The sequence below is a fragment of the Pseudomonas sp. GW821-FHT05H12 genome (assembly GCF_059419385.1).
This window is the reverse complement of record NZ_JBWKRS010000005.1, coordinates 26,915-53,067: the sequence shown is the minus strand read 5'-3', so window position 1 is coordinate 53,067 and position 26,153 is coordinate 26,915. Positions and strand designations below refer to the sequence as shown.

The 26,153-nt window shown below is 61.1% G+C and carries 24 protein-coding genes, 1 tRNA gene and 2 pseudogenes; 12 read left to right on the top strand and 15 right to left on the bottom strand.

What is annotated here, in order from left to right:
* Positions 1 to 2: 2 nt before the first annotated feature.
* The 8 genes from sctR to AC07SU_RS05905 are packed head-to-tail and all read right to left on the bottom strand — an operon-like array spanning position 3 to position 7,979.
* Positions 3 to 656, bottom strand: a complete 654-nt coding sequence (gene sctR / locus AC07SU_RS05940) for a type III secretion system export apparatus subunit SctR (RefSeq protein ID WP_494996501.1) — start codon at positions 654 to 656, stop codon at positions 3 to 5.
* Positions 653 to 1,666, bottom strand: a complete 1,014-nt coding sequence (locus AC07SU_RS05935) for a FliM/FliN family flagellar motor switch protein (RefSeq protein ID WP_494996500.1) — start codon at positions 1,664 to 1,666, stop codon at positions 653 to 655. Before AC07SU_RS05935 ends, sctR begins: the two co-directional genes overlap by 4 nt.
* Entirely contained in the window at positions 1,663 to 2,121 is a 459-nt protein-coding gene (locus tag AC07SU_RS05930) for a type III secretion system HrpP C-terminal domain-containing protein (protein WP_494996499.1), read from the bottom strand. Before AC07SU_RS05930 ends, AC07SU_RS05935 begins: the two co-directional genes overlap by 4 nt.
* A complete protein-coding gene (gene sctO, locus AC07SU_RS05925) occupies positions 2,118 to 2,546 on the bottom strand; it encodes a type III secretion system stalk subunit SctO (RefSeq protein WP_494996498.1) in 429 nt (142 codons plus the stop codon). The genes AC07SU_RS05930 and sctO overlap by 4 nt, the downstream gene beginning before the upstream one ends.
* A complete protein-coding gene (locus AC07SU_RS05920) occupies positions 2,533 to 3,891 on the bottom strand; it encodes a FliI/YscN family ATPase (RefSeq protein ID WP_494996497.1) in 1,359 nt (452 codons plus the stop codon). Before AC07SU_RS05920 ends, sctO begins: the two co-directional genes overlap by 14 nt.
* Positions 3,888 to 4,787: an FHA domain-containing protein gene (locus AC07SU_RS05915; RefSeq protein ID WP_176995213.1), complete on the bottom strand. Its 900-nt coding sequence runs from the start codon at positions 4,785 to 4,787 to the stop codon at positions 3,888 to 3,890. Before AC07SU_RS05915 ends, AC07SU_RS05920 begins: the two co-directional genes overlap by 4 nt.
* Positions 4,788 to 4,824: 37 nt before the next feature.
* A complete protein-coding gene (sctV, locus tag AC07SU_RS05910; protein WP_494996496.1) occupies positions 4,825 to 6,918 on the bottom strand; it encodes a type III secretion system export apparatus subunit SctV in 2,094 nt (697 codons plus the stop codon).
* Complete coding sequence (locus tag AC07SU_RS05905) at positions 6,915 to 7,979, bottom strand: HrpJ domain-containing protein (RefSeq protein WP_494996495.1); 1,065 nt, start codon at positions 7,977 to 7,979, stop codon at positions 6,915 to 6,917. The genes sctV and AC07SU_RS05905 overlap by 4 nt, the downstream gene beginning before the upstream one ends.
* A gap of 263 nt (positions 7,980 to 8,242) precedes the next feature.
* Between AC07SU_RS05905 and AC07SU_RS05900 the strand changes: the two genes are divergently transcribed.
* From AC07SU_RS05900 to AC07SU_RS05870, 7 genes are all read left to right on the top strand, one after another.
* On the top strand, positions 8,243 to 8,794 hold the full coding sequence (locus AC07SU_RS05900; protein WP_176995216.1) for an RNA polymerase sigma factor: 552 nt from the start codon (positions 8,243 to 8,245) through the stop codon (positions 8,792 to 8,794).
* A gap of 196 nt (positions 8,795 to 8,990) precedes the next feature.
* Positions 8,991 to 9,067, top strand: a tRNA-Met gene (locus AC07SU_RS05895).
* A gap of 123 nt (positions 9,068 to 9,190) precedes the next feature.
* Positions 9,191 to 10,024 carry an EamA family transporter gene (locus tag AC07SU_RS05890; RefSeq protein ID WP_176995217.1) on the top strand — a complete coding sequence of 278 codons (834 nt, stop codon included), beginning with the start codon at positions 9,191 to 9,193 and terminating at the stop codon, positions 10,022 to 10,024.
* A gap of 98 nt (positions 10,025 to 10,122) precedes the next feature.
* The gene (locus AC07SU_RS05885; RefSeq protein ID WP_494996494.1) at positions 10,123 to 10,902 is read left to right on the top strand and encodes a PhzF family phenazine biosynthesis protein; all 780 of its coding nucleotides are present in this window, start codon (positions 10,123 to 10,125) and stop codon (positions 10,900 to 10,902) included.
* 36 nt (positions 10,903 to 10,938) lie between these two features.
* Complete coding sequence (ggt, locus tag AC07SU_RS05880) at positions 10,939 to 12,768, top strand: gamma-glutamyltransferase (RefSeq protein ID WP_494996493.1); 1,830 nt, start codon at positions 10,939 to 10,941, stop codon at positions 12,766 to 12,768.
* 25 nt (positions 12,769 to 12,793) lie between these two features.
* Positions 12,794 to 13,519: a purine nucleoside phosphorylase YfiH/LACC1 family protein gene (locus tag AC07SU_RS05875; protein ID WP_494996571.1), complete on the top strand. Its 726-nt coding sequence runs from the start codon at positions 12,794 to 12,796 to the stop codon at positions 13,517 to 13,519.
* 471 nt (positions 13,520 to 13,990) lie between these two features.
* Complete coding sequence (locus AC07SU_RS05870) at positions 13,991 to 14,305, top strand: helix-turn-helix domain-containing protein (RefSeq protein WP_494996492.1); 315 nt, start codon at positions 13,991 to 13,993, stop codon at positions 14,303 to 14,305.
* Between the two features lie 24 nt (positions 14,306 to 14,329).
* Here the strand turns inward: AC07SU_RS05870 and ddlA are convergent, their stop codons facing one another.
* Both ddlA and AC07SU_RS05860 read right to left on the bottom strand, forming a co-directional pair.
* Positions 14,330 to 15,424, bottom strand: a complete 1,095-nt coding sequence (ddlA, locus tag AC07SU_RS05865) for a D-alanine--D-alanine ligase (protein WP_494996491.1) — start codon at positions 15,422 to 15,424, stop codon at positions 14,330 to 14,332.
* A gap of 44 nt (positions 15,425 to 15,468) precedes the next feature.
* Entirely contained in the window at positions 15,469 to 16,107 is a 639-nt protein-coding gene (locus AC07SU_RS05860) for a LysE family translocator (RefSeq protein ID WP_176995222.1), read from the bottom strand.
* Positions 16,108 to 16,245: 138 nt separating this feature from the next.
* On the opposite strand from AC07SU_RS05860, the gene AC07SU_RS05855 reads away from it, so the two are divergent.
* Entirely contained in the window at positions 16,246 to 17,055 is an 810-nt protein-coding gene (locus AC07SU_RS05855; protein WP_176995223.1) for an AraC family transcriptional regulator, read from the top strand.
* Positions 17,056 to 17,144: 89 nt separating this feature from the next.
* Here AC07SU_RS05855 and AC07SU_RS05850 read toward each other — a convergent pair whose 3' ends face one another.
* Positions 17,145 to 18,485, bottom strand: coding sequence for an MFS transporter (locus AC07SU_RS05850; RefSeq protein WP_494996570.1), 1,341 nt, complete (start codon positions 18,483 to 18,485; stop codon positions 17,145 to 17,147).
* Positions 18,486 to 18,607: 122 nt separating this feature from the next.
* Between AC07SU_RS05850 and AC07SU_RS05845 the strand changes: the two genes are divergently transcribed.
* Positions 18,608 to 19,492: a LysR family transcriptional regulator gene (locus AC07SU_RS05845; RefSeq protein ID WP_494996490.1), complete on the top strand. Its 885-nt coding sequence runs from the start codon at positions 18,608 to 18,610 to the stop codon at positions 19,490 to 19,492.
* A gap of 98 nt (positions 19,493 to 19,590) precedes the next feature.
* Here the strand turns inward: AC07SU_RS05845 and AC07SU_RS05840 are convergent, their stop codons facing one another.
* The 4 genes and pseudogenes from AC07SU_RS05840 to AC07SU_RS05825 form a co-directional block, all read right to left on the bottom strand.
* Complete coding sequence (locus tag AC07SU_RS05840) at positions 19,591 to 20,169, bottom strand: flavin reductase family protein (RefSeq protein WP_494996489.1); 579 nt, start codon at positions 20,167 to 20,169, stop codon at positions 19,591 to 19,593.
* A gap of 53 nt (positions 20,170 to 20,222) precedes the next feature.
* A pseudogene (locus AC07SU_RS05835) lies at positions 20,223 to 20,654 on the bottom strand (methyl-accepting chemotaxis protein); the annotation flags it as partial.
* Positions 20,655 to 20,762: 108 nt separating this feature from the next.
* Positions 20,763 to 21,449: pseudogene (locus AC07SU_RS05830) on the bottom strand (PAS domain-containing protein); the annotation flags it as partial.
* A gap of 195 nt (positions 21,450 to 21,644) precedes the next feature.
* A complete protein-coding gene (locus AC07SU_RS05825; protein ID WP_494996488.1) occupies positions 21,645 to 21,977 on the bottom strand; it encodes a DUF2790 domain-containing protein in 333 nt (110 codons plus the stop codon).
* 225 nt (positions 21,978 to 22,202) lie between these two features.
* Between AC07SU_RS05825 and AC07SU_RS05820 the strand changes: the two genes are divergently transcribed.
* The 3 genes from AC07SU_RS05820 (at position 22,203) to AC07SU_RS05810 (ending at position 25,916) form a co-directional block, all read left to right on the top strand.
* Positions 22,203 to 23,522 carry an OprD family porin gene (locus AC07SU_RS05820; protein ID WP_494996487.1) on the top strand — a complete coding sequence of 440 codons (1,320 nt, stop codon included), beginning with the start codon at positions 22,203 to 22,205 and terminating at the stop codon, positions 23,520 to 23,522.
* Positions 23,523 to 23,862: 340 nt separating this feature from the next.
* Entirely contained in the window at positions 23,863 to 24,537 is a 675-nt protein-coding gene (locus AC07SU_RS05815; RefSeq protein WP_176995229.1) for a heavy metal response regulator transcription factor, read from the top strand.
* On the top strand, positions 24,534 to 25,916 hold the full coding sequence (locus AC07SU_RS05810; protein ID WP_494996486.1) for a heavy metal sensor histidine kinase: 1,383 nt from the start codon (positions 24,534 to 24,536) through the stop codon (positions 25,914 to 25,916). The genes AC07SU_RS05815 and AC07SU_RS05810 overlap by 4 nt, the downstream gene beginning before the upstream one ends.
* The last annotated feature ends 237 nt before the right edge of the window (positions 25,917 to 26,153 follow it).

Below are 26,153 nucleotides of genomic sequence, written 5' to 3'. Positions count from 1 at the left end.
ACTCAGAGGTAGGAAAGGAACAGGCTGTCGAGCAAGCGCGACCACCCCGACACCAGCACGAACAACAGCAACTTGAGCGGCAGTGAAATGGTCATCGGCGAGACCATTTGCATGCCCAGCGCCAGCAGCAGATTGGAGACAATCAGATCAATTACGATGAAGGGAATGTAGATCAGAAAACCGATCTCAAATCCCGCCTGCAATTGTGACAACACAAACGCCGGCACCAGCAGGATCAAGTCCTCGCGCCGCACGTCCTGCGCCATTTGCGCAGGCCAAAGACGTGCGGTGTTGTCCAGCAAGTGCGTCAACGTGTCCGGGTCCACATTGCGCAACATGAAGGCACGCAGCGGTTTGATGGCCTCGCTTCCCGTCTGCAAAAACGTTTGCACATTGCTCATGTCCAGGGGCGAGACCTTGATGCTTTCGGCAATCTCGTAGCCCACTGGAGCCATGATAAAGAGAGTTGCCGCAAGCGCGATGCCGTTGATGGCCATGCTCGGCGGCACCTGCTGCACACCGATGGCGTTGCGGGTAATCATCAGCACAATGACAATTTTCAAGAACGATGTGCAGACGATCAACAACAGGGGCATCAACGAAAGCGCCCCCAGAAACACCGCAAGAATGAGGGGATCCAGCCCCTGGATATTCATCGACCGAACATCACACGGGACAACTGCAACCCCAGGCGCCCATCAACTTCCACCAGTTGCCCCTGAGCAATCGAGCGGTCGCCATAATAGAGACCTGCCATGCCCGGGGCGTAACCGGCAATACCCAGCACTGCACCGGGCGCAAGGTTGCGCAGCTCACCCAAGGTGAGGTTGAGCGTTCCGCAGCGTACCGTCAGAGCCATGCTCAACTCATCGAAAGGCTCGTCACCGAATACATCCACCACCGGCTCATCCTTCTCATGCCCCGAGTAATGGGGAGCAGTAAAATTGTCGTCCACGGACGTCTCCTCGATAGCAGTAAGGGTCATGCACACCGCGCCATTGGCATCGTCAATACACCCCCGCAAGCACCGTCTGCCGGTGCGTACATAGCCCGTCCCGCTGGCCTGAAAAAAGCGCTGCTCAAGCAACAACACATCACCGGTGCGTAGCGCTTGTGCCTGCCTTACCGGCAATTGCAAACGCCCGAGCGTCACGGCAATCGCCAACTGAAACGACGCCGTCATCGGCTCTGCAGTCGGGCGCCACGGGCCGGACGCGTGTAACGCCAGGAAGCTTTCGGCAGCAAGCCACAGGTAGCCCACGACGCGAGATGCCCCCAGGCTCACAGTGATCTGGCAGCCGAACCCGACCGGGCGATCAACCTCCAGCAGTCGCACGGTGCCCAGCAGCGTTCGTACCTGCGGGCTCAGGTGGTGCTGGAATAACGCCCAAAACCAGGGATTTGAATTGTTACCCGCCTGGGCCAACGTGACCGGGCATTCGCCCAGCAAGCTAAGCAGCGGTCCGGCCTGCGCAAGCGCGAGCACACCACACTGGGTTTCAAGGCAGACGATGTCGCCTTCGGTGGGCGGCCGCCTGGGTTCCAAGCGCAGCTCACCGTCTTGCCCCGCCACTTGAAAGGGCATGCACAAGCCACGTCCCAATCGACGGTGAGCAGCAACGATGTCGCTCTTGATCCAGGGCAACACCAGCGACGGCACTATCATGTCAACCTTATGCAAGGTAAATGCAGGCTGACCGGCAGCCCCAGCGCCGCTGCCAAGCGGCCTTCACATCGTTGCCGTACACCACTGAGCCAGCGTGCCGTTGCGTCTTGCTCAGGTTCCAGCTCAATGGCCCAGGCGCCTTGTTCACGACGCACGCTGGCGTTGATCCGCCCAAGCCTGGGCAGGTACAACACCGCCTGAAGCGGCCACTGCCCCCCCATTTGCATACGAGGGAGCAATAGGTCTGTGAGGGCGCCAATCAAGGTGGCATCGGCAATCGGTTTCGCCTTCAGCAGAGACGGTCCCCTCCCTGCGCCCTCGTCCAGGCCCGCGAACAGCTGGGCGAATAATCGCCCTTGCTCCCAAGGCACGACACCGGCGCAGATGGGCTCACGGTCCTCGCGTATTTCACGTAGCCGTGGGTACTCAGTGGGCTTATTGGAAATCTGTTTCACGTTGGCTCCTGCGCCAGTAAAAGGGACAGCTCCTGGAGTTTTTCAACCTGCCGCAGGCGCTCGGTGACCTGTTTTTGGGCGCTGCCAACGCGGGTTGCCTTTTCTTCCTGCTGGCTCTGCAATGCTTCCAGCCGGGCTTTGTCTCGACGGGTATTGGCCGATAAAACACGCTCCTGTGCGCCCCAGGTTTTCAGGGCCTGCAAGGTCATTACCTGGCCCTGGTATTGGCTGAGCAGGTGAGCACTTTCCCGGGCCTCGTCCTGCCGGCTTTCTTCAAGCGTGTCGCTGGCCTGCTCTATTTGGGCAAGCAGCGTTTGCTGAGCTCGCTTCGCTTCACGCAGGCTACGTTCGGCTCGGTCTGCCCGGTGCCTGCGCAGGCGTCGAAGTGTCTCCACATCGCCTGGCAGCAGGTCAGAATGGGACATGTGCGGTCAGCTCCTGAATGTGCTCCAGCGTCATCGCCATGGGCGTGGGCTCACGCAAGTCCTGGCGCAGAAAAGCATCGACCGCCTGGCGGCTGTCCACCGCCAGGTCGGTCAGGGCATCAGTGCCAGGCTGGTATTCCCCCAGCTTGAGCATCAACTCGATCTGCTGGTAAGCCGACAACAAGCGTCGCAATGCGGTGCCGGCGCGAATGTCCGCCGGTGAGACAACGTTACTCAAGATTCGCGACAAGCTCGCCAGCACGTCCACTGCCGGATAGTGCCCGCGCTCGGCCAACTTGCGAGACAACACGATATGACCATCCAGCAGTGAGCGAACCTCATCAGCGACCGGATCGTTCATGGAGTCCTGTTCGATCAGTACCGTGTAGATCGCCGTGATCACCCCCTCATGGGTCAACCCGGCGCGCTCCACTAAACGGGGTAACAGGCTGTAGACCGACGGCGGAAGACCACCGCGGCCCAACGGTTCACCCGCCGCCAGACCGATTTCACGCTGCGCCCTGGCGAAACGGGTCAGTGAGTCGATCAGCAGCAACACCCGCAGCCCCTTGCGTCGAAAACCTTCGGCCAGGGCCGTAGCGGTGAATGCCGCACGCGCACGCTCCATGCTTGAGCGATCGGAGGTAGCGCACACCAATACCGCTTTGGCACGCAGTTGCTCATCCAACTCATGGTCCAGAAACTCACGCAACTCACGGCCCCGTTCACCGATCAGGCCGAACACGATCACATCGCACTCAACGTTACGGGCGATTTCGGCCAGCAAGGTGGTCTTCCCGCAACCCGCCCCGGCAAACAGCCCGACACGCTGGCCTTCACCCAACGTCAACAAGCCATCGATCGAACGGACTCCGGTGGCCAGCGCGCGGTGGATCCTCGGACGTTCAGTGGGCAACGGTGCTTCACACAGCACTGCACTCGTATCCGGCAAGTCCGTCTCGACAAAGGCACTGGCGCCCTCCCCCGTGATGGGCCGGCCGAAACCGTCCAACACCTGGCCCAGCAACGCGTCGCTGACCTTTACCCGATGCGCCACACCCAGGCGTTCAACGCTGGCCCCCACCCGCACGCCTTCCAGGTTACCCAGGGCACTGAGCACCGCATCCTGCTGATCGAAGCCAATGATTTCGGCGAGCATGCAATCACCCGGGGTTTTCTCGACCTGGCACAAGTCTCCAATACGCGCCAGGGGTAGACGGCACTGCAGTAGCATGCCATTGACGCGCTGGATGCGACCGCGCATCGTCACCGGCGCAAAAGCCGCCAGTGACTGAGCCTGGCGTTGCTGCCAGGCCTCTAGACGCGCTTGCAGTTCCAGGCTCACCAGCGCACCTCATACCGCTGAGCACCGTCAAATATCACTTTGCTGTTATCGATCGACACCAGGCGCAGTCCTTCCACCTCATCGCCCACGAACAACCGGGTCCCCTCTTCCAGAACCACATGGCCATTCGGCCCGCCGACGATCTGAACGATCTTGAAGGGCAACGCGCTGTCGCGCGCACGTACACGACTGAGTACCGGTACAGCGCTTTCGAACTGTTCTCCAAAACGGCTGAGCATCCGTGCCACCAGGTCCACATCGTCTTGGGAGACATCCCCACTGAGCGTCACCTGGCCATTGATGACTTGCAGGGAAACGCGCTGGCCCAGCTCACGCTCGCCCAGCATCTTCAACAACTGCTCGCGCACTTCAAACGGCGAGGCCAGTTCACGTTTCTGGACGGCCTGCGGCATCAGGGAAGCCTGGGCCTCGGGCTCCCCTGTAGAGGCCATGCCCACCAGAATGAAGATCACCGTTATCACCAGCACCACAGTAATCAGGCGCTTTTGTTGTGGAGGGGAAATGGACGATAAATTGAGGGTTGGCGTCGGCTCAGTGGCAGGAGCTGACGCCACGGGAGCCTGGGTAGGTGCCGGCGGCCAAGGCTCATCAGCCAAGGTGACACAGAGCCGTACACACCCCACGCAAAACACAGCGTTCGGTGCCAGGCTCGCAATCTGCGCCAAAACCTGCCCATCGGCGCCTTGCAACAGCCCCGCTTCAGCCTGTACCGACCAGTTCGCTCCGACCAGCAGCAGCCGAGCATGCTGCTGGGCAACACCAGGATCATTGAGCATCAGGTCGGCATCGGCATGGGCACCGATGCTCCACTGCTCACCGAACAGCGGCAGTGCAGCCCCTTGACACAAACCGTCCAAAACACGCAGTTCAAACATCACCGGCGCCTCGATCGATTAGTAAATACCCACCGGCTCATGCCTGTGCCCCACGCATCAAATCAACCTGAGCAAGGTCAAAACGCCCCAGTACTTTTACCTTGGAGCTGCTTCCCAGCTCCGCGAACGACAGCACCGGCACGTAGTTGAATTCTTCGAGCAGCAATGTCCGCAGCGGGCTGCGCAAGTCCTGGGCGACCAGCATCACACTTTTGAGTTTGGGCCGAACGGTAAAAGCCTGGTTGAGCAGGTTGATCAGGGCTGAGCTGTGCTCGTCGTCGAGCGCAAAGAAGACACCGGTCTGGGTCTGGCGCAGCGCGTCACGCAACGTGCTTTCGGTTTGAGGCGAGAGCAACCAGGCATGGAGGCCATCCGCTTCACTGTACTGATGCATGATCTGCGCTTTGAGGGCGATACGCGCGTAATCAGCCAGTGCCTCGGGTTCGCGCTCATGCTGGCCAAACTCGATCAGCGACTCCACGATCAGGCGCACGGCACGCAGTGGAACGCCTTCACTCGCCAGGCGTTGCAACACCGCCGAGAACCTCGAGAGAGGCATGATGCGCTGCAGCTCCTGAACGAGTTCCGGCTGGTTATGCTCCAGCCAACTGAGGATCGATTTGCTTTCCTGGATACCCAGGAACTGCGGCCCACTGAGCATCATGGCCTGCTTCATGCGTTGGAGTATCAGGTCCGTTGCAGTGAAGCGCTCCAACTGCGGGTCATCGAGCAGTGGATCATCCGGCGCCAGCCAGAGCCAGCCCTGCTCGTCACGTTCCGCCAGCCCAGGCACGCCGTGTTCGGGTACGACGGTGAACGCGTTACGGTCCACGGCCACCCGAGAAACGACCGAGGCTTTCACCATCGGCACCTCATGGACGCAAAAACGCATTTCATCATCCGCCAGCGCGGCATCGAGCTCGACCTCGAACGGGGGTAGCGTCAGACCAATGTTGGCCACTAGCGCGTTACGGGACTGGCGGATCCCGTGAATCAGGTCCGTCACCTCGGGGGTGCCTCGCAACACCGGCGAAAACTGCAACAGATAAGGCCGCGACGGATCGAACCCGCGCAAATCTTCGCTACCGTTCTCCTCGGGACGAACCGCCTCGGAAGCCTCGTTTGCCGGGCGCTCCTGGCGCTGACGTTGGCGCACCAGGTAATACCCCAGCGTACCGGTGATCAGCGAGATAAAGATAAACACCCCGGTCGGCATGCCGGGCACGACGGCAAACGCGAGCATGCCCACTGAGGCGATGATCCAGCTCTTGGGCTCACTGGTCATTTGCCGGGCGATTTCGGCGCCCATGTTGGTAATGCCCTTGCGCCCATCCGGCGCCACGCGGGTGATGATCATGCCCGCAGTCAGGGAAATCAGCAGCGCCGGAATCTGGGCAATCAAGCCATCACCGATGGTCAGTACCGAGTACAAGGCCATAGACTCGCCAGCGCTCAGGCCGTGCTGGAACATGCCCGTGGAGAAGCCGCCCAGCAGGTTGACCACCACAATGATCAAGCCGGCGATGGCATCCCCTTTGACGAATTTCATGGCCCCGTCCATAGCCCCGAACAACTGGCTTTCCCGAGACAATTGCTCACGCTTGTCCCGCGCCTGAATGCCGTCGATCAGGCCGGCACGCAAGTCGCTGTCGATGGACATCTGCTTGCCGGGCATCGCATCGAGGCTGAAACGCGCCGCGACTTCCGCGACCCGCTCCGAGCCCTTGGTAATCACCAGAAAGTTGACCAGGGTGAGGATCAGAAAGATCACCATCCCTACCGCCAGATTGCCACCCACCACGAAATTGCCAAACGCTTCGACGATGTCACCCGCGTCTTGCTCCAGCAGGATCAGGCGCGTGGTCGCAATCGAAAGCGCCAGGCGAAACATGGTGGTCAACAGCAGAATCGACGGAAACGACGAGAAAGCCAGCGGCCCGGGCAGGTACAACGCCAGCACGATCAACAGGCAGGAGATGCAGATGTTGAGCGCGATCAGGATATCCACCAGCCAGGTGGGCAACGGTACGATAAAAATGAAAACGATCGCCATGACCACCACGGCGCCCAAGACTTCGGCGCGCTGTGCCACTTTGAGCAGCACTGCATTGATGGTCGACAGCACGGTCACGCCAGCGCCCCTGCGCCGAAACGCTGGTTCTCCAATCGCTCGCTCTGGGTCAGTTGGTCCATGACCATCAGCAGGAGTTTCACGCTGTCCTTACGCACGCCCTCATCTGGCCAAACAGCCAGGGGCAACTGTCGGAAAGCAGGGTAAAGACTATTGAGGACCATCAGCCTCTGCGAAGGTTGCTCGCATCGAAGCTCACTCAGCAGGTCCGGGATTTCGTTCCCACCGAGGCCGGTGCTGGTACAGGCCAACAAGCGCTTGAGCAGAGTGACGGGGTCAAACTCGTCATTCAAACGCTGGACCAGGGCCTGGCAACTGGAAAATACGCCGCCCAATTGACTGCAACTTCCCAACCCCTTCAACAGCGAGCGCAATGCCGCCGGGGAAATCGAAGAGGCGCGGGCGGCCATGTCGTCGGCCAATGCCCCGCGCATCACATTCAAGCCGTTCAGGAACCGCTCGCCACCATATGCGTCCAGCAGCGCATGCAACATCACGGTCAGGGATTGGCGATTGACCACGCTGTTGTAATACAACTCGCGCATCGCCTGACGCTCCTTCGGGTCATCGGTGGCAGCCAGCAACGCCACAGCAATGTTGAGGCCCGCCTGGATTTCGCCTTTGAAGCCTTTCTCCAGATCGGCGAGGATCGTCCGCGCCATTTTGGTCTCGGAGGTGTGCACCTGCGCATCCGCCTGTTCGATCACATGCTTGAGCACCACGAATGCACGCGCCGGATCCCCGTCGGTGAGGTCGATCAATTTGCCGACGCTCAATTGCTGCTTCAGCAATTCTGCCCAGATGCGTCGGGAAACAGAGGCCAGTGACGCGTTGGCCGGGTGCCCCAGCTGGTCATACAGCTGGGCAATATGCTGGACAGCCGGAATTTGCACGCCGTTCGACCGCCTGCTCAACTCCCGCGCGGTATCCGCCAACGCCTGGCCAAAGATCGGAATCGACTCATTGCCTCCCGCAGGGGCAGACGGCGCGTGAGCATCTCGAAGACCCGGCTGATCCAGGTGCTGGATCGGTTGCACATCGTTGGAAGATTCGATTTTCATCGGCAGACCCGAACAGGAAGAGTGTGTCCCTGTGTGGCAAGCCACTGTGACCTGGTTCCATCAAAACTTGAGGACCCACCACAGTTGAAAAAACTTGCATGAGCCGTACGCGCCGATTGCAACGCCTTGCACAAATACGCGTCAATTCAAGATATATATGCATGTAAATCAATAGGTTATTCATTAATTCCGCTTGGCATAGCCAGTGCAAAAGGGGTTCCCGACGAAACCATTTCGTCAGCGTTCACCCAGAGGAATAAATCGTGAATATCCCTATTGAAGATTTAGCCCACCTTGTTGGCAGCTCGCCTCAATTCATGCTCCACCTGACAGACGACCAACAAAAAAAGCTGCGCCGCTTCATTCACAAACGCGTGCTCAACCCGGAAGATGCGGACGATCTTCTGCAACTGACCTACCTGGAAGCCTGGCGCAACCGCGAGCGCTTCTGCGGTAATGCCACCCTCAGCACCTGGATGTGCGGTATTGCGCAAAACTTGATCCGCAACCATTTCCGGCGCATGTATGCCAAACCCGTGCATTGCGAATTCGACGAAGCGTTGTGGCACGGCCAGGAGGACAGCCGGAATCTGGACTGGGAATTCGAGGTCAACCGACGCCTGGAGAAAACCCTGAGCGCCATCGACCATCTGCCGGCAGAGATGCGCAGGACGTTGTACGCCTCGCTGGAAACCGACGGCAGCTATCAGGACACTGCGGACGTACTGGACATTCCGATCGGCACCGTGCGCTCACGCCTGTCGCGGGCACGTGAACAACTTAAGCGCGCCACCCACAACACCATGAACCGATAAGCCGGACAACGCGCTGGGCGGCAGGGATATCTGCCCAAGCGCGTCACGCTATCGCAAACGTGCATAAAACCAATGCGAGAGCAGCGCCGCTCGTCGCTGTTTCGCCCGATTTTGCTTAAACAGTTGAAAGCGTAGATAAAAATTCAAAATAAACGCTTGACGCATTGTCGTTCTACGCGAATAATGCGCGCCACTTGGCTACATAGCTCAGTTGGTTAGAGCATAGCATTCATAATGCTGGGGTCCGGGGTTCAAGTCCCTGTGTAGCCACCAAGTACTAAAAACGGCTTACCGAAAGGTAAGCCGTTTTTTTATGCCTGGAGAAAAGTGCTGGGGCATACTCGCAGCGGACCACTCCCCACGACGCTGACTTGAGTCCCACAGGAAACCCGATTCATGAGCCTTGATGTGTTCGCCGTCATCATGCTGGGCGCTTTACTTCACGCCACCTGGAACGCGGTGGTCAAGGGTGGCGGCGACAAGCTGCTGACCACCTGCATGATCACTTCCATCGCATCACTGATCGCTCTGACGGCCCTTCCGCTTCTGCCACTGCCGGCACGGGAAAGCTGGCCGTTCATTGGCGCCTCGGTGATCCTGCAAGTCGCGTACTTCGTCCTGGTCGCCGCGACCTACCGCATTGCCGACATGAGCCAGACCTACCCGATCATGCGAGGCACCGCGCCCTTGCTGGTGGCCATCATCAGTGTATTCCTGCTGGCGGAATCACTGTCAGTGCCGGCTTGGGTCGGCATCGCGATCATTTCCTCCGGCATCTTGAGCATGGCCGTCGCCCCTTCGGCCGGGCATGGCAAAGGGTTGATGCTGGCGCTGGTCAACGCCGGTGTAATTGCCGGCTACACCCTCATCGACGGCTTGGGCGTGCGCAAGTCCGGAGCGCCGGCGGCGTACACACTGTGGATCTTCCTGCTGACCGGCATCCCCCTCGCCGCCTGGGCCCTGGCCGCCAGGCGAACGGCGTTCTGCGAATATTGCGTGCGCCACTGGCGCCAAGGCGTGGTCGGCGGCCTGGGCACCGTGGCGTCCTATGGCCTGGCACTCTGGGCGATGACAGCGGCCCCCATCGCCACCGTCTCAGCCCTTCGGGAAACATCCATCCTGTTTGGCGTAGTGATCTCGGCCCTGGTGCTCAAGGAACACCTGACGCGGGTGCGCGTGATTGCGGCCTGCATCATCGCCGCCGGGGCGATGGTGTTGCGACTGGGCTGAGCCTGCGCACCTGCGCCCGAAAAAAGACCCCATCTGTACGGCGACGCTCCGGAGTACCGCTGTTAGTGTCCAACCTCCCCCTACACGGAGTGCCCCCGATGAAACTGGACATCTACCAAGTCGACGCTTTCAGCAGCCACGCTTTCGGCGGCAACCCGGCAGCCGTCTGCCCGCTCACCGAGTGGCTGCCCAACGAACAACTGCACAACATCGCCGCCGAGAACAATCTCTCGGAAACCGCCTTCTTTGTGCCTCGCGGTGACGTCTACGAACTGCGCTGGTTCACCCCGGAAGTCGAGGTGGACCTGTGCGGCCACGCCACGCTCGCCGCCGCCTGGGTGCTGATCCACAAGCTGGCGGATGCACCCGAGGTGCTGCGCTTTGCCACCCGCAGCGGCGAACTTCGGGTCACGCGCACTGGCGACGAACTGGCCATGGATTTCCCGGCCAAGCAGCCCCAACCGTGTGAACCACCCGCCGGCCTGTTGAGCGCACTGGGGATTGAGAACGCCGACGTCTTCGCCACCGATGACTACATCGTGCTGCTCGACGATGAAGCACAGGTCGCCGCGTTGACGCCGGACTTCGCCCGCCTCAAGGGTTTGCCCAAGCGCGGGATCGCCGTGACCGCCAAAAGCACGCGATTCGATTTCATTTCCCGCTGGTTCGGCCCGAACGTGGGTGTCAATGAAGACCCGGTGACGGGCTCGGCCCACACCTCCCTCGCGCCATTCTGGGCCGAGCGCCTGGGCAAGCAGCAACTCACAGCTGAACAAGGCGGCCGGCGCCGTGGTCAACTGCGTTGCGCGCTCCAGGGCGACCGCGTGATTATCTCGGGCCATGCCGTGCTCTTCCTGCAAGGCACGATTTACCTGTAAAAGGCAGTACCCCAAGGACAACAGATCATTCTCAAAATGAACGGAGTTCAGCGCGTGTTTTCGATTTCTCGCCGGCAGTTGTCGGTCATTGCAGCCGCCCTCACCCTGGTAGCCTGCCATACCCCTGTCAACGATCAGCCACCGGCACCGGAACTGGGTTCGGGCTATCGCACCGACCTCACCACCCGCCATGCCGAGCGCCACATGGCCGCCGCCGCCAACCCGCTGGCGGCCGAAGCCGGGCGTGAAATGCTGCGCCAGGGCGGCTCGGCGATTGACGCCGCCATTGCGATGCAGGCGGTGTTGACCCTGGTGGAGCCACAGTCGTCAGGTATCGGTGGTGGCGCGTTCATCATGCTGTGGGACGGGAAAGCCGTGCACGCCTACGACGGCCGCGAAACCGCCCCCGCCGGCGCAACGGAACGTTTGTTCCTGAAGGCGGACGGCACGCCCATGGCGTTTCCCGACGCACAGATCGGCGGGCGTTCAGTGGGCACCCCCGGGGTACTGCGCGCGCTGGAAATGGCGCACCAGAGAACCGGGCACCTGCAATGGGCCAAACTGTTTGAGCCGGCGATTCGCTTGTCGGAGCAGGGTTTTGCCATTTCGCCGCGCTTGCACGCGCTGATCGCCGCTGACCGCTACATTCCCCAGTCGCCAGAAATGGCGGCGTATTTTCTGAACGCCGATGGCACGCCCAAGGCCACCGGTACGCTGCTGAAAAACCCGGCGCTGGCCGCCGTGTTCAGGCGCATTGCCGAAGATGGACCGGACGCGCTGTACCACGGGCCGATTGCCGATGAGATCGCGCGCAAGGTCCAGGGCCATCGCAACGCGGGTAGCCTGTCCCAGGCGGACCTCAAGGGCTACACCGCCAAGGAGCGTGCACCGCTGTGTACGGACTACAAACAGTGGAAGGTGTGCGGCATGCCGCCTCCGTCCTCCGGCGGGATCGCAGTCGCGCAAATCCTGGGCACCTTGCAAGCACTGGAAGCCCGCGACCCGCGCCTGGCCATCGCGCCGATGACGCCCGTCAAGAGCCCATCACCTGCCGGCCTTGAACCGACGCCTGAGGCCGTTCACCTGCTGGCCGAGGCCGGTCGCCTGGCGTTTGCCGACCGAGGCTTGTACGTGGCCGATGCTGACTTCGTGCCCGTGCCGGTCGCCGGACTCGTCGCACCGGGCTACCTGGCCCAGCGCGCCAGCCTGATCGGCGAACGCAGCATGGGTATCGCCAAGCCGGGCACACCTGCCGGCATCCAGGTGGCCTATGCACCCGACCGCTCGCCGCTGCGCATCTCCACCTCGCAAGTGGTGGCCGTGGATGACGAGGGCGGCGCCGTGTCGATGACCACCACAGTGGAAGCAGCGTTCGGCTCCCATGTGATGGTCCAGGGCTTTTTGCTCAACAACCAGATGACCGACTTTTCCTTCATCCCGCAAGAAAACGGCCAGCCGGTGGCCAACCGAGTCGAACCCGGCAAGCGCCCGCGTTCAGCCATGGCGCCGACGCTGGTGTTCGACCGCAAGAGTGGCGAGCTGCTGGCCACGGTGGGCTCACCCGGTGGTTCGCAGATCATCGAATACGTCAGCAAATCCCTGGTGGCGATGCTTGACTGGAAGCTCGACCCGCAAGCCGCCATCAGCCTGCCCAACTTCGGCAGTCGCAATGGGGCGACCGAGCTGGAACAAGGCCTGTTCAGTCCCGCACTGAAACAGACGCTCAAGGACAAGGGGCACGCGTTGAGCGAGATCGACATGACCAGTGGCATCCAGGCCATCGTTCGCACCCGTGATGCCCAGGGCAAGGCAACGCTGAGCGGCGGTGCCGACCCTCGGCGTGAAGGCGAAGCGGTCGGCGACTGACGGGTTAATCAACGGAGAACGTAACGTGCAGCACGCTACTAATCTCGGCGCCATCCCGGGTGTCGATCACGGTTTTTGTACGATCAATGACCCGCTGCGTCCGGAGGATGTGTTCATCTGCAAACAGGTGCACCGTGCCTCGGTGATCGAGTGGCAGGCGGGCCTGGAGGCCAACACGGTGGAAGCCGACGGCGTGTTTACCCGCGAGCATCCTGCCATCGCGGTGATCACGGCCGACTGCCTGCCGATCCTGATCGCCTCGAACAACGGAGAAAGGGTTGCGGCGGTGCATGGCGGCTGGAAGGGCCTGCGGGCCGGGATCATCGCCAATGCCGTACAGCGTTTTGTCGCCGAGGGGATTGCCGCTGGCCAGTTGCAGGTGGCCATTGGGCCTTCGATCAAACCGTGTTGCTATGAGGTGAGCGAAGGGTTCATTGCACAGTTACAGGCGAACCAAGGGCATTTGTGGCAGGACCGGAAGGCGCCATGGTGCGTTGAGCAGCCGACACCATTACTGTCACCCGAAATCACTCCGCCGTCGGCGCAACAGACGGGCAGTGCCTGGTTTGATTTGAGTGGGTATGGGTTGATCCTGCTGCAGGCAGCCGGGGTTTCCCGTGCGCAAATTGACGTGAGCGAGGTGTGTACCTACTGCACATCACCGGCATTCGCCAGCTACCGCCGAAGGACCCATCACCCGCAAGAGGCAAAGACATTGCTGTATTCGTGGATCGCTCGGACGGGCCGATGAAAGAGGGCTTACGGGCAACTGAGACAGGTCCTACTCATACCACCCGTACTCACGCGCCCTGTCATTTTTTGCGATGAAACGCCTCTTGAATACCTCCATCGCGCCTGCGACTTTCTAGCCCGCCCTTACTTGCCAGAGGCTACGTCATAGACGTAGAATTTCGCGTGCTAACGATCATCGAATCCCCGCTGTTCAGCAGACTATGGCCTGATTACTGGACAGAGGAGGAAAGAGGAATGTTCATGGCTTTTCTAGCCAATCATCCAGAGGCCGGAAAAGTCGTGCCAGGCTCCGGTGGTTGCCGAAAAGTACGCTGGAGCTTGGATGGCCGAGGCAAGAGCGGATCTGTGCGGGTGGTCTATACCACACAGTTGGCATGCGGGGCCCTGGTGGTACTACTGATTTATGGCAAAGGCGCAGCCGAGACTATTCCAGCGCACATCCTGTACAGAATCGCGAAGGAAATGAACCATGCCACTCACTGAAAAACAACTTAAGGAACGAGACGCCAAACGCAATATCGGCGAAGAATTACTGGCGGCCGTTCAGGATGTCAAAGCAGGATATTTCGGTGCTGCACACAAGGTTGAGATCACACAAGCTGCAGAAGCGAGAAGCAAAACAGGGCTGTCGCAACCCAAGTTTGCCGAGCTTCTAGGGGTCTCGGTCAGAACGCTTCAAGAATGGGAACAAGGGCGCCGCTCTCCCTCTGGAGCGGCGCGCTCACTGCTGCACATTGCGGCCAGCAGGCCGGATATTTTTCGAGAAGTCCTCGGTAACCCCTGACGACATATCGGGACTTCGGAAAACTCAGCGGCTAATCTTCAGGCCCTTGCGCCCCGCATGTCGCTCCAGCGCCAGCTCGATCAACCGGCTGACCAACTCGCTGTAGCTCATCCCCGCTGCCTGCCACAGCTTGGGGTACATGCTGATGCGGGTGAAGCCGGGCAGCGAGTTGATTTCGTTGATCAGCACTTCACCGTCTTCGGTGAGAAACACGTCCACACGCGCCAGGCCGGAACAGCCCAGCACTTCAAATGCCTCAATGGCGAGGCGACGGATTCGCTCACTGGCTTGCTGGCTGATGTCCGCCGGCACCACCACTTGGGCGGCCTGGGCATCGATGTATTTGCTGTCGTAGGAATAGAAACCACTGTTCACCACGATCTCGCCGCAGCCACTGGCGATGGGGTTGTCGTTGCCCAGCACGGCGCACTCGATTTCACGGCCCTGTACCGCCGATTCCACCAGCACTTTTTCATCAAAACCCAACGCCAGCTCGACGGCCGCCAGGTATTCGGCTTCGCTACCGACTTTGCTCACCCCCACCGACGAGCCTTGGTTGGCCGGTTTGACGAACATCGGCAAACCGAGCTTATCCACCGCCCTGTCAAAGGACGTGCGCGCCGCGTTGCCACGGGTCAGGGTGATGAACGGCGTGACGGCAATACCCGCATCGCGCAGCAGGCGCTTGCTGATGTCCTTGTCCATGCACACTGCCGAGCCCAGCACATCGGAGCCCACGAATGGCAGGTCGGCCATGCGCAGCAAACCTTGCAGGCAACCGTCTTCGCCCAGAGTGCCGTGGACGATCGGGAAGATCACGTCGATATGTTCGAGCAAGCCGTTGCCGGTGGTTTCCACCACCTGCTGGCTGGCTTTGCCGGGCACCACCGCCAATTCTCGGTTGGACTGGTTGAGGGCAATCAAGGCCGGGTTTTCCTGATTGATCAGGAAGTTCGAGGTGTCGTTGAGGTGCCAGTGGCCGGCCTTGTCGATACCGATCAGCACCGGCTCGAAACGTGTGCGATCGAGGGCGTCGACAATGTTGCGCGCCGATTGCAGCGAGACTTCGTGCTCGGCCGAACGGCCACCAAAAATAATACCTACCCGCACCTTGCTCATGACCCGGCCTCACTGTTGAAAGTAAGGCTTCTTACCATGGCAGGTCAGCGGCTCGCTACCAGGTGTGCGCCGAACAACACGTAACAGCCACCGGCGAAGCGGTCGAGCCACTTGCGCGAACGGCTGTAGAGACTGGCCATGCGCTCGCTGGAAAACACCAACGCCACGGCGCAGTACCAACTGAACGACAGGGTGGCCATGACGGTCACCGCCAGAGTCAACAACATCGGCGACGGCGAGGGCGGCATGGTCGATGCAAAAATTGTCGCGACAAACAACGCCGACTTGGGGTTGGACACGTTGCCGAGCAGCCCCAGGCGCCAGGCTGAAAACATCGAGCGCCGAGGCTCAACCGGCTGCTGGTCCGGGCCGGCGGCAGGCGCCGAGCGTTTGAAAAGCTTGAGTCCCAGGTAGATCAGGTAGCAGCCGCCGACAATCTTGAAGGCCAGGTACAGCATGGGCGCGGCGGTGAACAGCGACTTGATCCCCAAGCCCCCTGCCAGCCCCCACAGGATCGTTCCAGAAGCCACGCCAGCCGAAGCCGCCACACCATGGCGACGCGAACCGTTGGCGGCCAGTTGGGCAATATTGAAGAAGTTCGGCCCGGGGGTGACGACGGCAACGATCCAGAGCAAGCCCAGTGAAACCAGAGGGGCCAGGTAGGCAAGCTTGAAAAAATCCATGGGGCAGCTCCGTCAACGCAACACATAAGCGGTGATCATAGGCCCCGCCCCCACCCTGCACAATCGTACAAGACCCCGGCAGACAAGGAATGCAGACTGGGTTAACGTGTTTCCACCTCTATTTTGTGACAAGCCACCATGGGCACTCCCACTCGCACCCTCGACTGGCTGCACCGAGCGCCGCATGCCAGCGGCCTGGACCGCATCGAGGCGTACTTTGCCGGCTTCGCCTTCGACCCGCATCGCCATGACACCTACGCCATTGGGCGAACCTTGTCCGGCGTGCAGAGCTTTCACTACCGTGGTGACATGATCCACAGCGTGCCGGGCACCACCATGGTGCTTCACCCGGATGAAACCCACGACGGCCACGCCGGCAGCGAGGACGGTTTCAAGTACCGGATGATTTACGTCGAGCCGTCGCTGATCCAGCAGATCCTCGGCGGAAAGCCGTTGCCGTTCATCCCCAATGGCTTGTCCACCGACCCGAGGCTGTTTCGCGCCAGCGAAGTGCTGCTGCAAAACCTGGACAGCCCCATCGACCCTTTGCAGGAGCAGGACGCCCTGTTCGACCTGGCTCACGCACTGAGCAACGTCTCGGGAGGGATCGTAAGCCGCAAGAGCTTCGACTACGTGGCTGCCGAACGCGCCCGGGAATTTATCCACAGCGCCCTGGGCCGCAGCATCACCCTGGAAGAAATGGCCGACCACGCCGGCCGCGACCGCTGGGCCTTGTCGCGGGATTTTCGCCTGCTGTTCGGCACCAGCCCCTACCGTTACCTGACGATGCGCCGCCTGGACCTGGTGCGCAGCCTGTTGGCCCAAGGCCAATCGTTGGTGGATGCGGCGATGACGGCCGGCTTTACCGACCAGAGTCACATGACCCGGCAATTTCGCAGCACCTACGGCATGCCGCCGTCGCGCTGGGTGAAGATGCTCGGGCGCTGAAACACGCCCTCGTAGGCGCCGGCTTGCCGGCGATGAGGCCCGCGAAATGAGCGCTTGTCTCAAAGCTGCTATCGCCGGCAAGCCGGCTCCTACAATTGCGCTATCGGGATGGGTTTGGGACTGCGGGTCTGGAGCCTCAACGCTAACACCGCTCCCGTCAGGGCAATCGCCGCACTCCACCACAACGCGTGCTCGATCCCACCGGCATTGGCCACCGACACCAGCACCGCCAGCCCCAGCGCGCCGCCGATCTGCTGACTGGTAGACGCCATCCCCGCCGCCACGCCCTGCTCTCCCGGGCGAATGCCCAAACCGGCTGCCACCCACATCGCCGTCCATGTCATGCCTTGGCCAATGCTCAGGATAAAAATCCCTGGCAGCAGCGACCAGAACCCTACCCCCGTCGGCAACGCCCAGCACACCCAGGCGATGCCCACCGCGCCAGCCAGCTGCCCGCTCACCAGTGTGTTACGCAACCCCAGCGTTGCCAGCGAACGCTCCGCCAGCCAGATCCCGAACGTGCACACCAAGGTGGCTGGCAAGAACGCCAAGCCCGCCTGCAACACGCTGTAGCCATAGACCTGCTGGTAGTACAGCGCCAGGAAGTAGTACTGCACGCCAAAACTGCTCATGAACACCGCCGTCAGCACCATCGCCATGCGCAGTTCGCGATAGGCGAGCAAACGCAGCGGCATCAACGGGTCGTGCCCACGATGTTCGATCCAGGCGAACAGCCCCAGCAGCGCTACCGCCAAGGCCATGCAGCCCAGCGTCGACGGCGACGTCCAGCCCCACTCCGGGCCTTGCACCAGAGAGAACACCAACAAGGTGCCACCGAGCGTGACCGTCAGCGCGCCGCTGATATCGAAGTTGCGCCCAGGGGCCCGCTCGCCATCTGCCGGGATCCAATAACGCGCCCCCCATGCGCAACCACCCGCCAACGGCACGTTCACCAGAAACACCGCCTCCCAGCCCCACACCTGAGTGAGCACGCCACCCAACAACGCACCCAACGCCAAGCCGGCCGCCGATGCCGCGCTCCACACCGCGAACGCACGGTTACGCACAGGCCCTTCGGCATAGTGCGTGTTGATCAACGCCAAGGTCGCCGGAAACAGCAACGCCCCGCCGACGCCCTGCACCGCCCGCGCCAGCACCAGCAACATCGCGCTGCCGCCGAGCACCGCTGCCAGGGATGACAGCGCGTACAACGACTGCCCAACACGGTACAGCCGGCGCTTGCCCAGCAAGTCGGTAGCCCTGCCACCCAGCAGCAGAAACCCGCCAAACGCGACGGTGTAGGCACTCACCACCCACTGCAATTGTTGAGAAGAAAAGCCCAAGTGCGTGCCGATCTGCGGCAAGGCGACAAACACGATGGTGGCGTCGAGGGCGATGATCAGTTGCGCAGTGGCCAACAGCATCAGCATCCAGCCAGAGGGTTTAGAGGGCGACATCACAGCGTCCTGCCAGTTAATTAAGTGCGGCCAGTGTCTTTTATGCACCTCAGATGATAAATAGCGCTTTCACTCTTTCAGTAATGACTTAAATCATGGATCTGAATGCTGTTCGCCTATTAGTCCGCGTGGCCGAAACCCGCAGCTTCACGCGCGCGGCGGGTGACCTGGGGTTGACCCAGTCGGGTTTGTCCCGCGCCATTTCACGCCTGGAAAGCGAGCTGGGCGTGCGCTTGCTGCAACGCAACACCCGCAGCGTCAGCCTCACCCCCGACGGGCAACTGCTCTACGAGCGAAGCGCACCGTTATTGGCAGAACTGGCGGAAGCCGAGAAGCTGTTGCTCGACCGGCGCAGCAACCCGTCCGGCCTGTTGAAGATCAGCACGCCATCGTTGTTCGGGCGCAAGGTGGTGATGCCGGTGATCGGCGAGTTGACCTTGCGTTACCCCGAACTGCGCATCGAAGCGGTGATGACCGACCGCCTGGTCGACATCGTTGACGAAGGCTTCGACGCACTGTTGCGCACCGGCGAAATCCAGGACCAGCGCCTGATCGCCCGCACCCTGGCGCCGCTGCGTTGGATCACCGTCGCAGCCCCGTCCTACCTGGCGCGTTTTGGCACGCCGCACAGTGTTGGCGACCTGAAAGACCATCACTGCCTCACCGTGCGTAATTTGCGCAGCGGGCGCATGGTGGACTGGCAGTTCATGCTGGAGAACAAGGTGCAGGACGTGAGCGTCGAAGGGCGTTTGATCTTTGATCTTGGCGACGCGCTGGTGGACGCTGCCGTAGGCGGTTTCGGTATCGCCCAAGTCATGGATTTCGCGGTGCGCGATGACCTGGACGCCGGCCGCCTGGTGCCCGTACTGGAAGACGTTGCCGGACGTAGCCGGGCCATATCACTGGTTTATCCGCCGTCGCGGCAATACTCGCCGAAGCTGATGGCATTTGCCGACGCCCTCAGCCAGGCACGCTGGTAACCCTGTAGGAGCCGGCTTGCCGGCGATGACGTCACTGGAGGGCACCTGATACACCGAGGTACCTGCATCGCCGGCAAGCCGGCTCCTACAAAATGGGGTTAGGCGAGGGTTTTGCCGGTGATGGGCTCACCGATGCTCAGGAAATTTCCGCCCGCAATGTGGTGCAAGGTGCGTAACGGGTCCTGCCCTTCGAAATGCCAATGCCCCTCGCTGAACACGCGCTCGTCGGCATAGGCCGCGACCACTTCGCCCAGGAACAAGTCATAGGTCTGCTGGTTGTGGGGTTCAGGCAGCAGGCGGCATTCCAGCCAGGCCACGCAGCCTTCCAGCAACGGGGCTTTGGTGTGTTCACCGCTGAACACCTGCAAGCCGTAGGCGGCGAACTTATCGATATCGGCCCCGCTGGTATTGCCGACCGTCTGCACCAGGTCGGCCTGGGCCACGCACGGCACTTGCAGCACAAAGGTGCCGGCGCCTTCGAGCAATTGGCGGGTCCAGGTGGACTTGTCCAGCACCACCGCGACTTTGGGCGGCTCGAAATCCAGCGGCATGGCCCAGGCGGCGGCCATGATATTGCGCCGCCCCTCGTGCGCAGCGCTCACCAGCACGGTCGGCCCGTGGTTGAGCAAGCGGTAGGCCTTGGACAGCGGAACGGGGCGACGGTGGGTAGGGCTCATGGACGGTTGGCTCTTCAAGCAGGAAAGAAACCTACGATACCTGAGCCCTACGCTCAGCTCGACAGCTGATTGGCGAATTGCCCCACGGCGCTGACCACCTTTTGCGCACCGTCCTGGATCTCCACGATCACCGTGCCCGCTTCGGCCGCCAGGGCCAGACCCTGCTCGGCTTGCAAGCGACCATCGGTCATCAGGGCCACGGCATCGCGGGCCATGTCCTGGTTCTGGCGCACCACGCCGACAATCTCCTCGGTGGCTTTGCTGGTGCGCGAGGCCAACTGGCGAACCTCATCGGCCACCACCGCAAAACCGCGCCCCTGTTCACCGGCGCGGGCCGCTTCGATGGCCGCGTTGAGCGCCAGCAGGTTGGTCTGCTCGGCGATGCCGCTGATGGTCTTGACGATGGTGCCGATCACCTGGGATTGGTCGTTGAGCGCCTCGATCCCTTCGCCCGCCTGTTGCATATGCTTGGCCAGGTCACGCATCACATCCACCGCCTGGGTCACCACGGTGGTGCCGCGCTGGGCGCTGTTGTCGGTTTGCAGCGAGGTGCTGTAGGCGATATTGGCGGCCTCGGCAACCGCTTGTTCCCGGTTGACCTGGTCGGTGATCACCGTGGCGAACTTGACCACTTTGTACAACCGATCAGTCGCATCCATCACCGGGTTGTAGGTGGCTTCCAACCACACCGTGTGGCCACGGCTGTCGACACGCTTGAAACGCGCCGCCACGAACTCACCGGCGTTCAGGCGTTTCCAGAAGTTCTGGTACTCAACGCTGTTGGACTCTTCCGGATCGCAGAACATGCGGTGATGTTTGCCCTGGATCTGCGCCAGGCTGTAACCCATTCCGCCCAGGAAGCGATCATTGGCAGTCAGCACGTGACCACCCAGGTCGAACTCGATGACGGCGGTAGAGCGCACCAGTGCGGTGATCAGGTTTTCATGCTCGCGCGACGCCTCGATGGTGCGGGTCAGGTCGCTGGAGTAGATCGAGAAGTGCTTGATGCGCCCATCCGAGCTGCGCACCGGCTGTACGATCGATCGCAACCAGGCTTCCTGGCCATTGCCACGCATCAGGCGCACGGTGCCGGCGAAGTGTTCACCGCGCACCAGGGCATTCTTGAAGCGCTTCTGGAATTCGTCCTGGCGCACGTGCGCCGGCACGAGGTCTTCGATGGGGCGCCCCACAATGCTGCCGGACGGGTAAGCCAGCTCCTGCAGGAAATTGGCATTGGCCCACTCAACACGGCCATCGGCATCCAGCGTCAGGCACAGCATTTCGCTTTCCAGGCTCTCCTTGACCTGTTGCAAGCTGGACAACTCTTCGCGAAGAGCCGACAGCTCCTGCTTCAAACGGGTGTTGAACATGGGGCACCGATGGGTCTAATAGGGAGAAGGATCTGACCTGCATCGGCGCTGCCGGCGTTTTCTGAAGCGCTTTTTTTGCTGTATTCCACTGATTTTTTGGATCCATTAACCGCCGTTGTTTCGGCATACCCCCATCACTTGATATTCAAGGGTATTGAGCTTGCCGCTGGAGTCTTCGTAGGTCATGCGCGACGGCACCGGATTGCACGAACGGATCGGCGGCGTGACGTTGACCACCTTGGCAATGTCCAGCTTCATGCCGTAGCGGTACGCCTGCACCTCGGGCACCGGCTTGCCGACCCGGCTGGCATAGTCGGCCATCGCTTTTTCATTGCGCTCCATCATCAAGGCAAAGGTGCGGTCCCCACCGCCCTCGGCCATTGCGCCAAATGACAACACTGCAGCCAGTACACCCAGGCCAAGTTTATAAAAGTTCATTGCGGGTTCCTCGTCTGAAAGTTCAGTGCCAAGCGTAACCAGCGAACCCTGACGCGATGTTCACCAGAACATTACTTATTTGTTAGATGGACGTTAGTTTCCAGAATTGTAATGTTCGCGCCACTTCGCCGTTATCTGCAGTTTGCAACTATCAGCCCGGGCCAGATCAATAAAAACGCCCACTTCAATAAGAAGCTGAACACTGCCACTACCGAGGAGCGAAACATGAGCACTGTGTATTACACCCTTCCCTTTTCATTGATTGCCGCACTGCCCCTGGCCGCCGTGGCTGTGGAAGGCAAGCCAGAAGGCTTTATCGAAGGCAGCAGCCTGAATGTGCTGGCGCGCAATTTTTACTTCAACCGCGATGACCGCAAGGGCCAGTCCAGCCCTACCGGCAATGGCTATTCCGAAGCCTGGGCGCAGGGGTTGATCGGCAAGTTCGAGTCCGGTTTTACCCAAGGCACCGTGGGGTTTGGCCTGGACGCATTTGCCATGTACGGCCTCAAGCTCGATTCGGGCACTGGTCGCAGTGGCGGCAAGGGTTCGTTCGGCGTGCTGCCAGTAGAGAGCGAAAACCATCCGGAAACTGGCTACAGCAAGGTCGGTGGCGCCGCGAAACTGCGCGTGCTCGACACCGTGATCAAGGCTGGCGACGTGTTCCCAGTTACGCCGGTGGTGGCCTACGGCGACTCGCGCCTATTGCCCGAAAGCTTTCGTGGCGTGACCGCGCAAAACACCAGCATCGAAGGCTTGAGCCTGCAAGGCGGGCGTTTGAGCGGTATGAGCCAGCCCAATGAAAGTGGCATGAACAACGGCTTTGCAACGTTCTACGCAGGCAAGGTCGACTCGCCCTGGATCGGCTATTTCGGCGGCGATTACACGGTGAACAAGCACCTCAGCCTGAGCCTGTACAGCAGCCGTCTCAAGGACGCCTGGGATCAGTACTACCTGGGCAGCGCCGCCAACTACCCCCTGAACGAAGACATCTCGCTGTTCGGCGACGTCAACTATTACAAGGCCGTGGATGAGGGCAAGAAGCGGCTGGGCGAGTTCGACAACAGCATCTGGAGCGCCAGGGTCGGGGTGAAGGTCGGTGCCCACAGCGTGGCCGTGTCGCACCAGCGCAACAACGGCGATGACGACTTCGATTACCTGCGCCAGTCCGACTCGATCTTCCTCAACAACTCGATCCAGTACAGCGACTTCAACTCGCCCAAGGAACGTTCGTGGATGGTGCGCTATGACCTGGACATGCAGGCATTCGGCATTCCCGGCCTGTCGTTCATGACCCGCTACGGCAAGGGCACCGGCGCCGACTACAGCAACGCCAACGCGGTGTACATGCGCCGCGACGGGGCGGGCAACCCGTTGACCGATCAACGTCGTTGGGAACGTGATATCGAAGCCAAGTACGTGGTGCAAAGTGGCAACTTGAAAGACTTGTCGCTGCGTTTGCGTCAGGCCACGGTGCGTTCCAGTGCATTCGAGTCAGACCTGGAAGAAGTGCGCGTGATTGCCGAATACCCCATGACTATTCTCTGAGTCATTACATTCGTTCGCGCTTGACTAACATCTGTTCACAAATAGCCAGTTATCAAAACTGTAATATTGGCCTCACCTTCTCGTTAAGTTGAACTTCGTAGACTGGCCTCAAGTTGCAACACCGAGCACATTCATCTCTGAAGCTTTTGTGTAGCTCCTTTGGAAAGAGATGGATTTTTAACGCCCCACTGGGGCGTTTTTTTTGGCTGTTCACTTTAGTTGCGACCGATGGTCGCAGTTGACCCTGAAGTGACTTCACGGTTCAGAGTCTGCGGCTCCCCGGCAACACCCTCCATAAGGAAATGGATCCCCCTTCTCATCGCGAAAAAGGTCATTCCCCATGCGTATCCTTGTGGTTGAGGACGAGCAAAAAACCGCTGCCTACCTGCAGCAAGGTCTCAGTGAAAGCGGCTACGTGGTCGACTGCGCCGCCAACGGTATCGACGGCCTGCACCTGGCCGGGCAACACGCCTACGAACTGGTGATACTCGACGTCAACCTGCCCGGCAAGGATGGCTGGCACGTGCTGGAACAATTGCGCCGCAACGGCACCCAGCGCGTGATGATGCTCACCGCCCGTGGCCGCCTGGACGACAAGATCAAAGGCCTGGACATGGGCGCCGACGATTACCTGGTCAAGCCCTTCGAATTTCCCGAGTTGCTCGCGCGGGTGCGCACGCTGCTACGGCGCAGCGAACACATCCCGCAGCCGGAAGTGTTTTGCGTGTCGGACCTGGAACTGGACCCGCGCCGCCACCGCGCCTATCGCGGCACCCGGCGCATCGACCTGACCACCAAGGAGTTCGCCCTGCTCCAGGTGTTGATGCGCCAGGCCGGAGAAGTGCTGACCCGCACACAGATCATCTCGCTGGTGTGGGACATGAATTTCGACTGCGACACCAACGTGGTGGAGGTCTCCATCAGCCGCCTACGGGCCAAGGTGGACGACCAGAGCGAGGTCAAGCTGATCCACACCATCCGCGGCGTGGGCTACGTGCTGGAGGCGCGCCCATGAGGACCGGCAGCCTGTCGATGCGCCTGGGGCTGACCGTCAGCCTAATGGGCGCAGGCCTGGTGTTGCTGTTGGCGACCCTGGCTTACCTGGCCCTCACCTTCGAGCTGGAAAAACTCGCGCGCAAGGGCCTGGAGAGCAAGATGGAGCAGATCCAGCACAGCCTCTCCCAGGGCCTGGACACCCGCGCCATCCGCGCTCGCCCCCATTCGCTGATGGACCTGGTGATGGGCCATGACAATTTTTACCTGACCATCGTCGGCACCGCACCAGATAACAGCGTGCTGCTAAGCATCGGGGCCAAGCCCCAGGAGCCGTTGCTGACGGACTATGCGCACCGCGAGACCCTCGGCTATCTCAACTGGGAAGACAGTTACGGCAACCAGGTGCTCAGCGCCTCCAGCCTGATGCGCCTGGCCAGCGGTGAACGGGTGCGCGTGGTGCTGTCCCTGGACCGCATGGACGACCAGGCGTTGCTCAGTGCCTACCTGCGCGCCACGGTGATCGCCCTGCCGATGCTGCTGATCCTGATCGGCATGGGCGCCTGGTGGCTGGTACAACGGGGGTTGGCGCCGTTGAAGCAATTCAGCCAGATCGCGGCCAAGGTCACCACCCAGGACCTGACGCATCGTTTGTCCGTCGACAACCTGCCGCAGGAGCTGGGTGAGTTGGCGCAGGGCATCAACGTGATGCTCAAGCGCCTGGACGCCGGAGTGCAGCAACTCTCGCAATTCTCCGATGACCTCGCCCACGAACTGCGTGCGCCCCTGACCAACCTGATGGGCAAGGCCCAGGTGACGCTGTCGCGCCAGCGGCCGCCTGAGGAATACAAGGCGGTGCTCGAATCCAACACCGAAGAGCTGGAGCGCTTGGCGCGCATCGTCTCCGACATGCTGTTCCTGGCCCAGGTGAGCCACCCCGCCGCGCGGGCTTCGTTCACTGCTGTTTCACTGGCCGACGAAGCCCACCGGGTGATGGAGCTGTTCGCCCTGAGCGCCGAGGACAAGCAGCTGACCCTGACCTTGAGCGGCGATGCCCAGGTGCAAGGCGACCGCCTGATGATCCAGCGCGCCCTTTCCAACCTGCTGTCCAATGCGATCCGCCACACTCCGCAAGGCTCACACATTTCGTTGTTGGTGGAGGCCTATGGCAATCACGCTTCGGTGTCGGTGAGCAACCCGGGCCCGGGGATCGAAGCGCAACATTTGCCTCACCTGTTCGAACGTTTCTACCGTGTCGACAGCAGCCGCGCCCGCACCGAAGGCGGTACCGGTTTGGGGCTGGCCATCGTGCGTTCGATCATGAGCCTGCACCAGGGCCAGGCTGATGTGCGTAGCCTGCCCGGTGGCTTCACTTTGTTCCGGCTGGTCTTCCCCCTATAAATCAGACGCGCATCCTGTAGGAGCTGGCTTGCCAGCGATAGCATCACTGCGCCGCCACTGATACACCGAGGCGCCTGCATCGCCGGCAAGCCGGCTCCTACACAAGAACAACGCAATTCCCTGTGGGAGCTGGCTTGCCTGCGATGGCATCACTGCGCTGCCACTGATACACCGAGGCGCCTGCATCGCCGGCAAGCCGGCTCCTACACAAGAACAACGCAATTCCCTGTGGGAGCT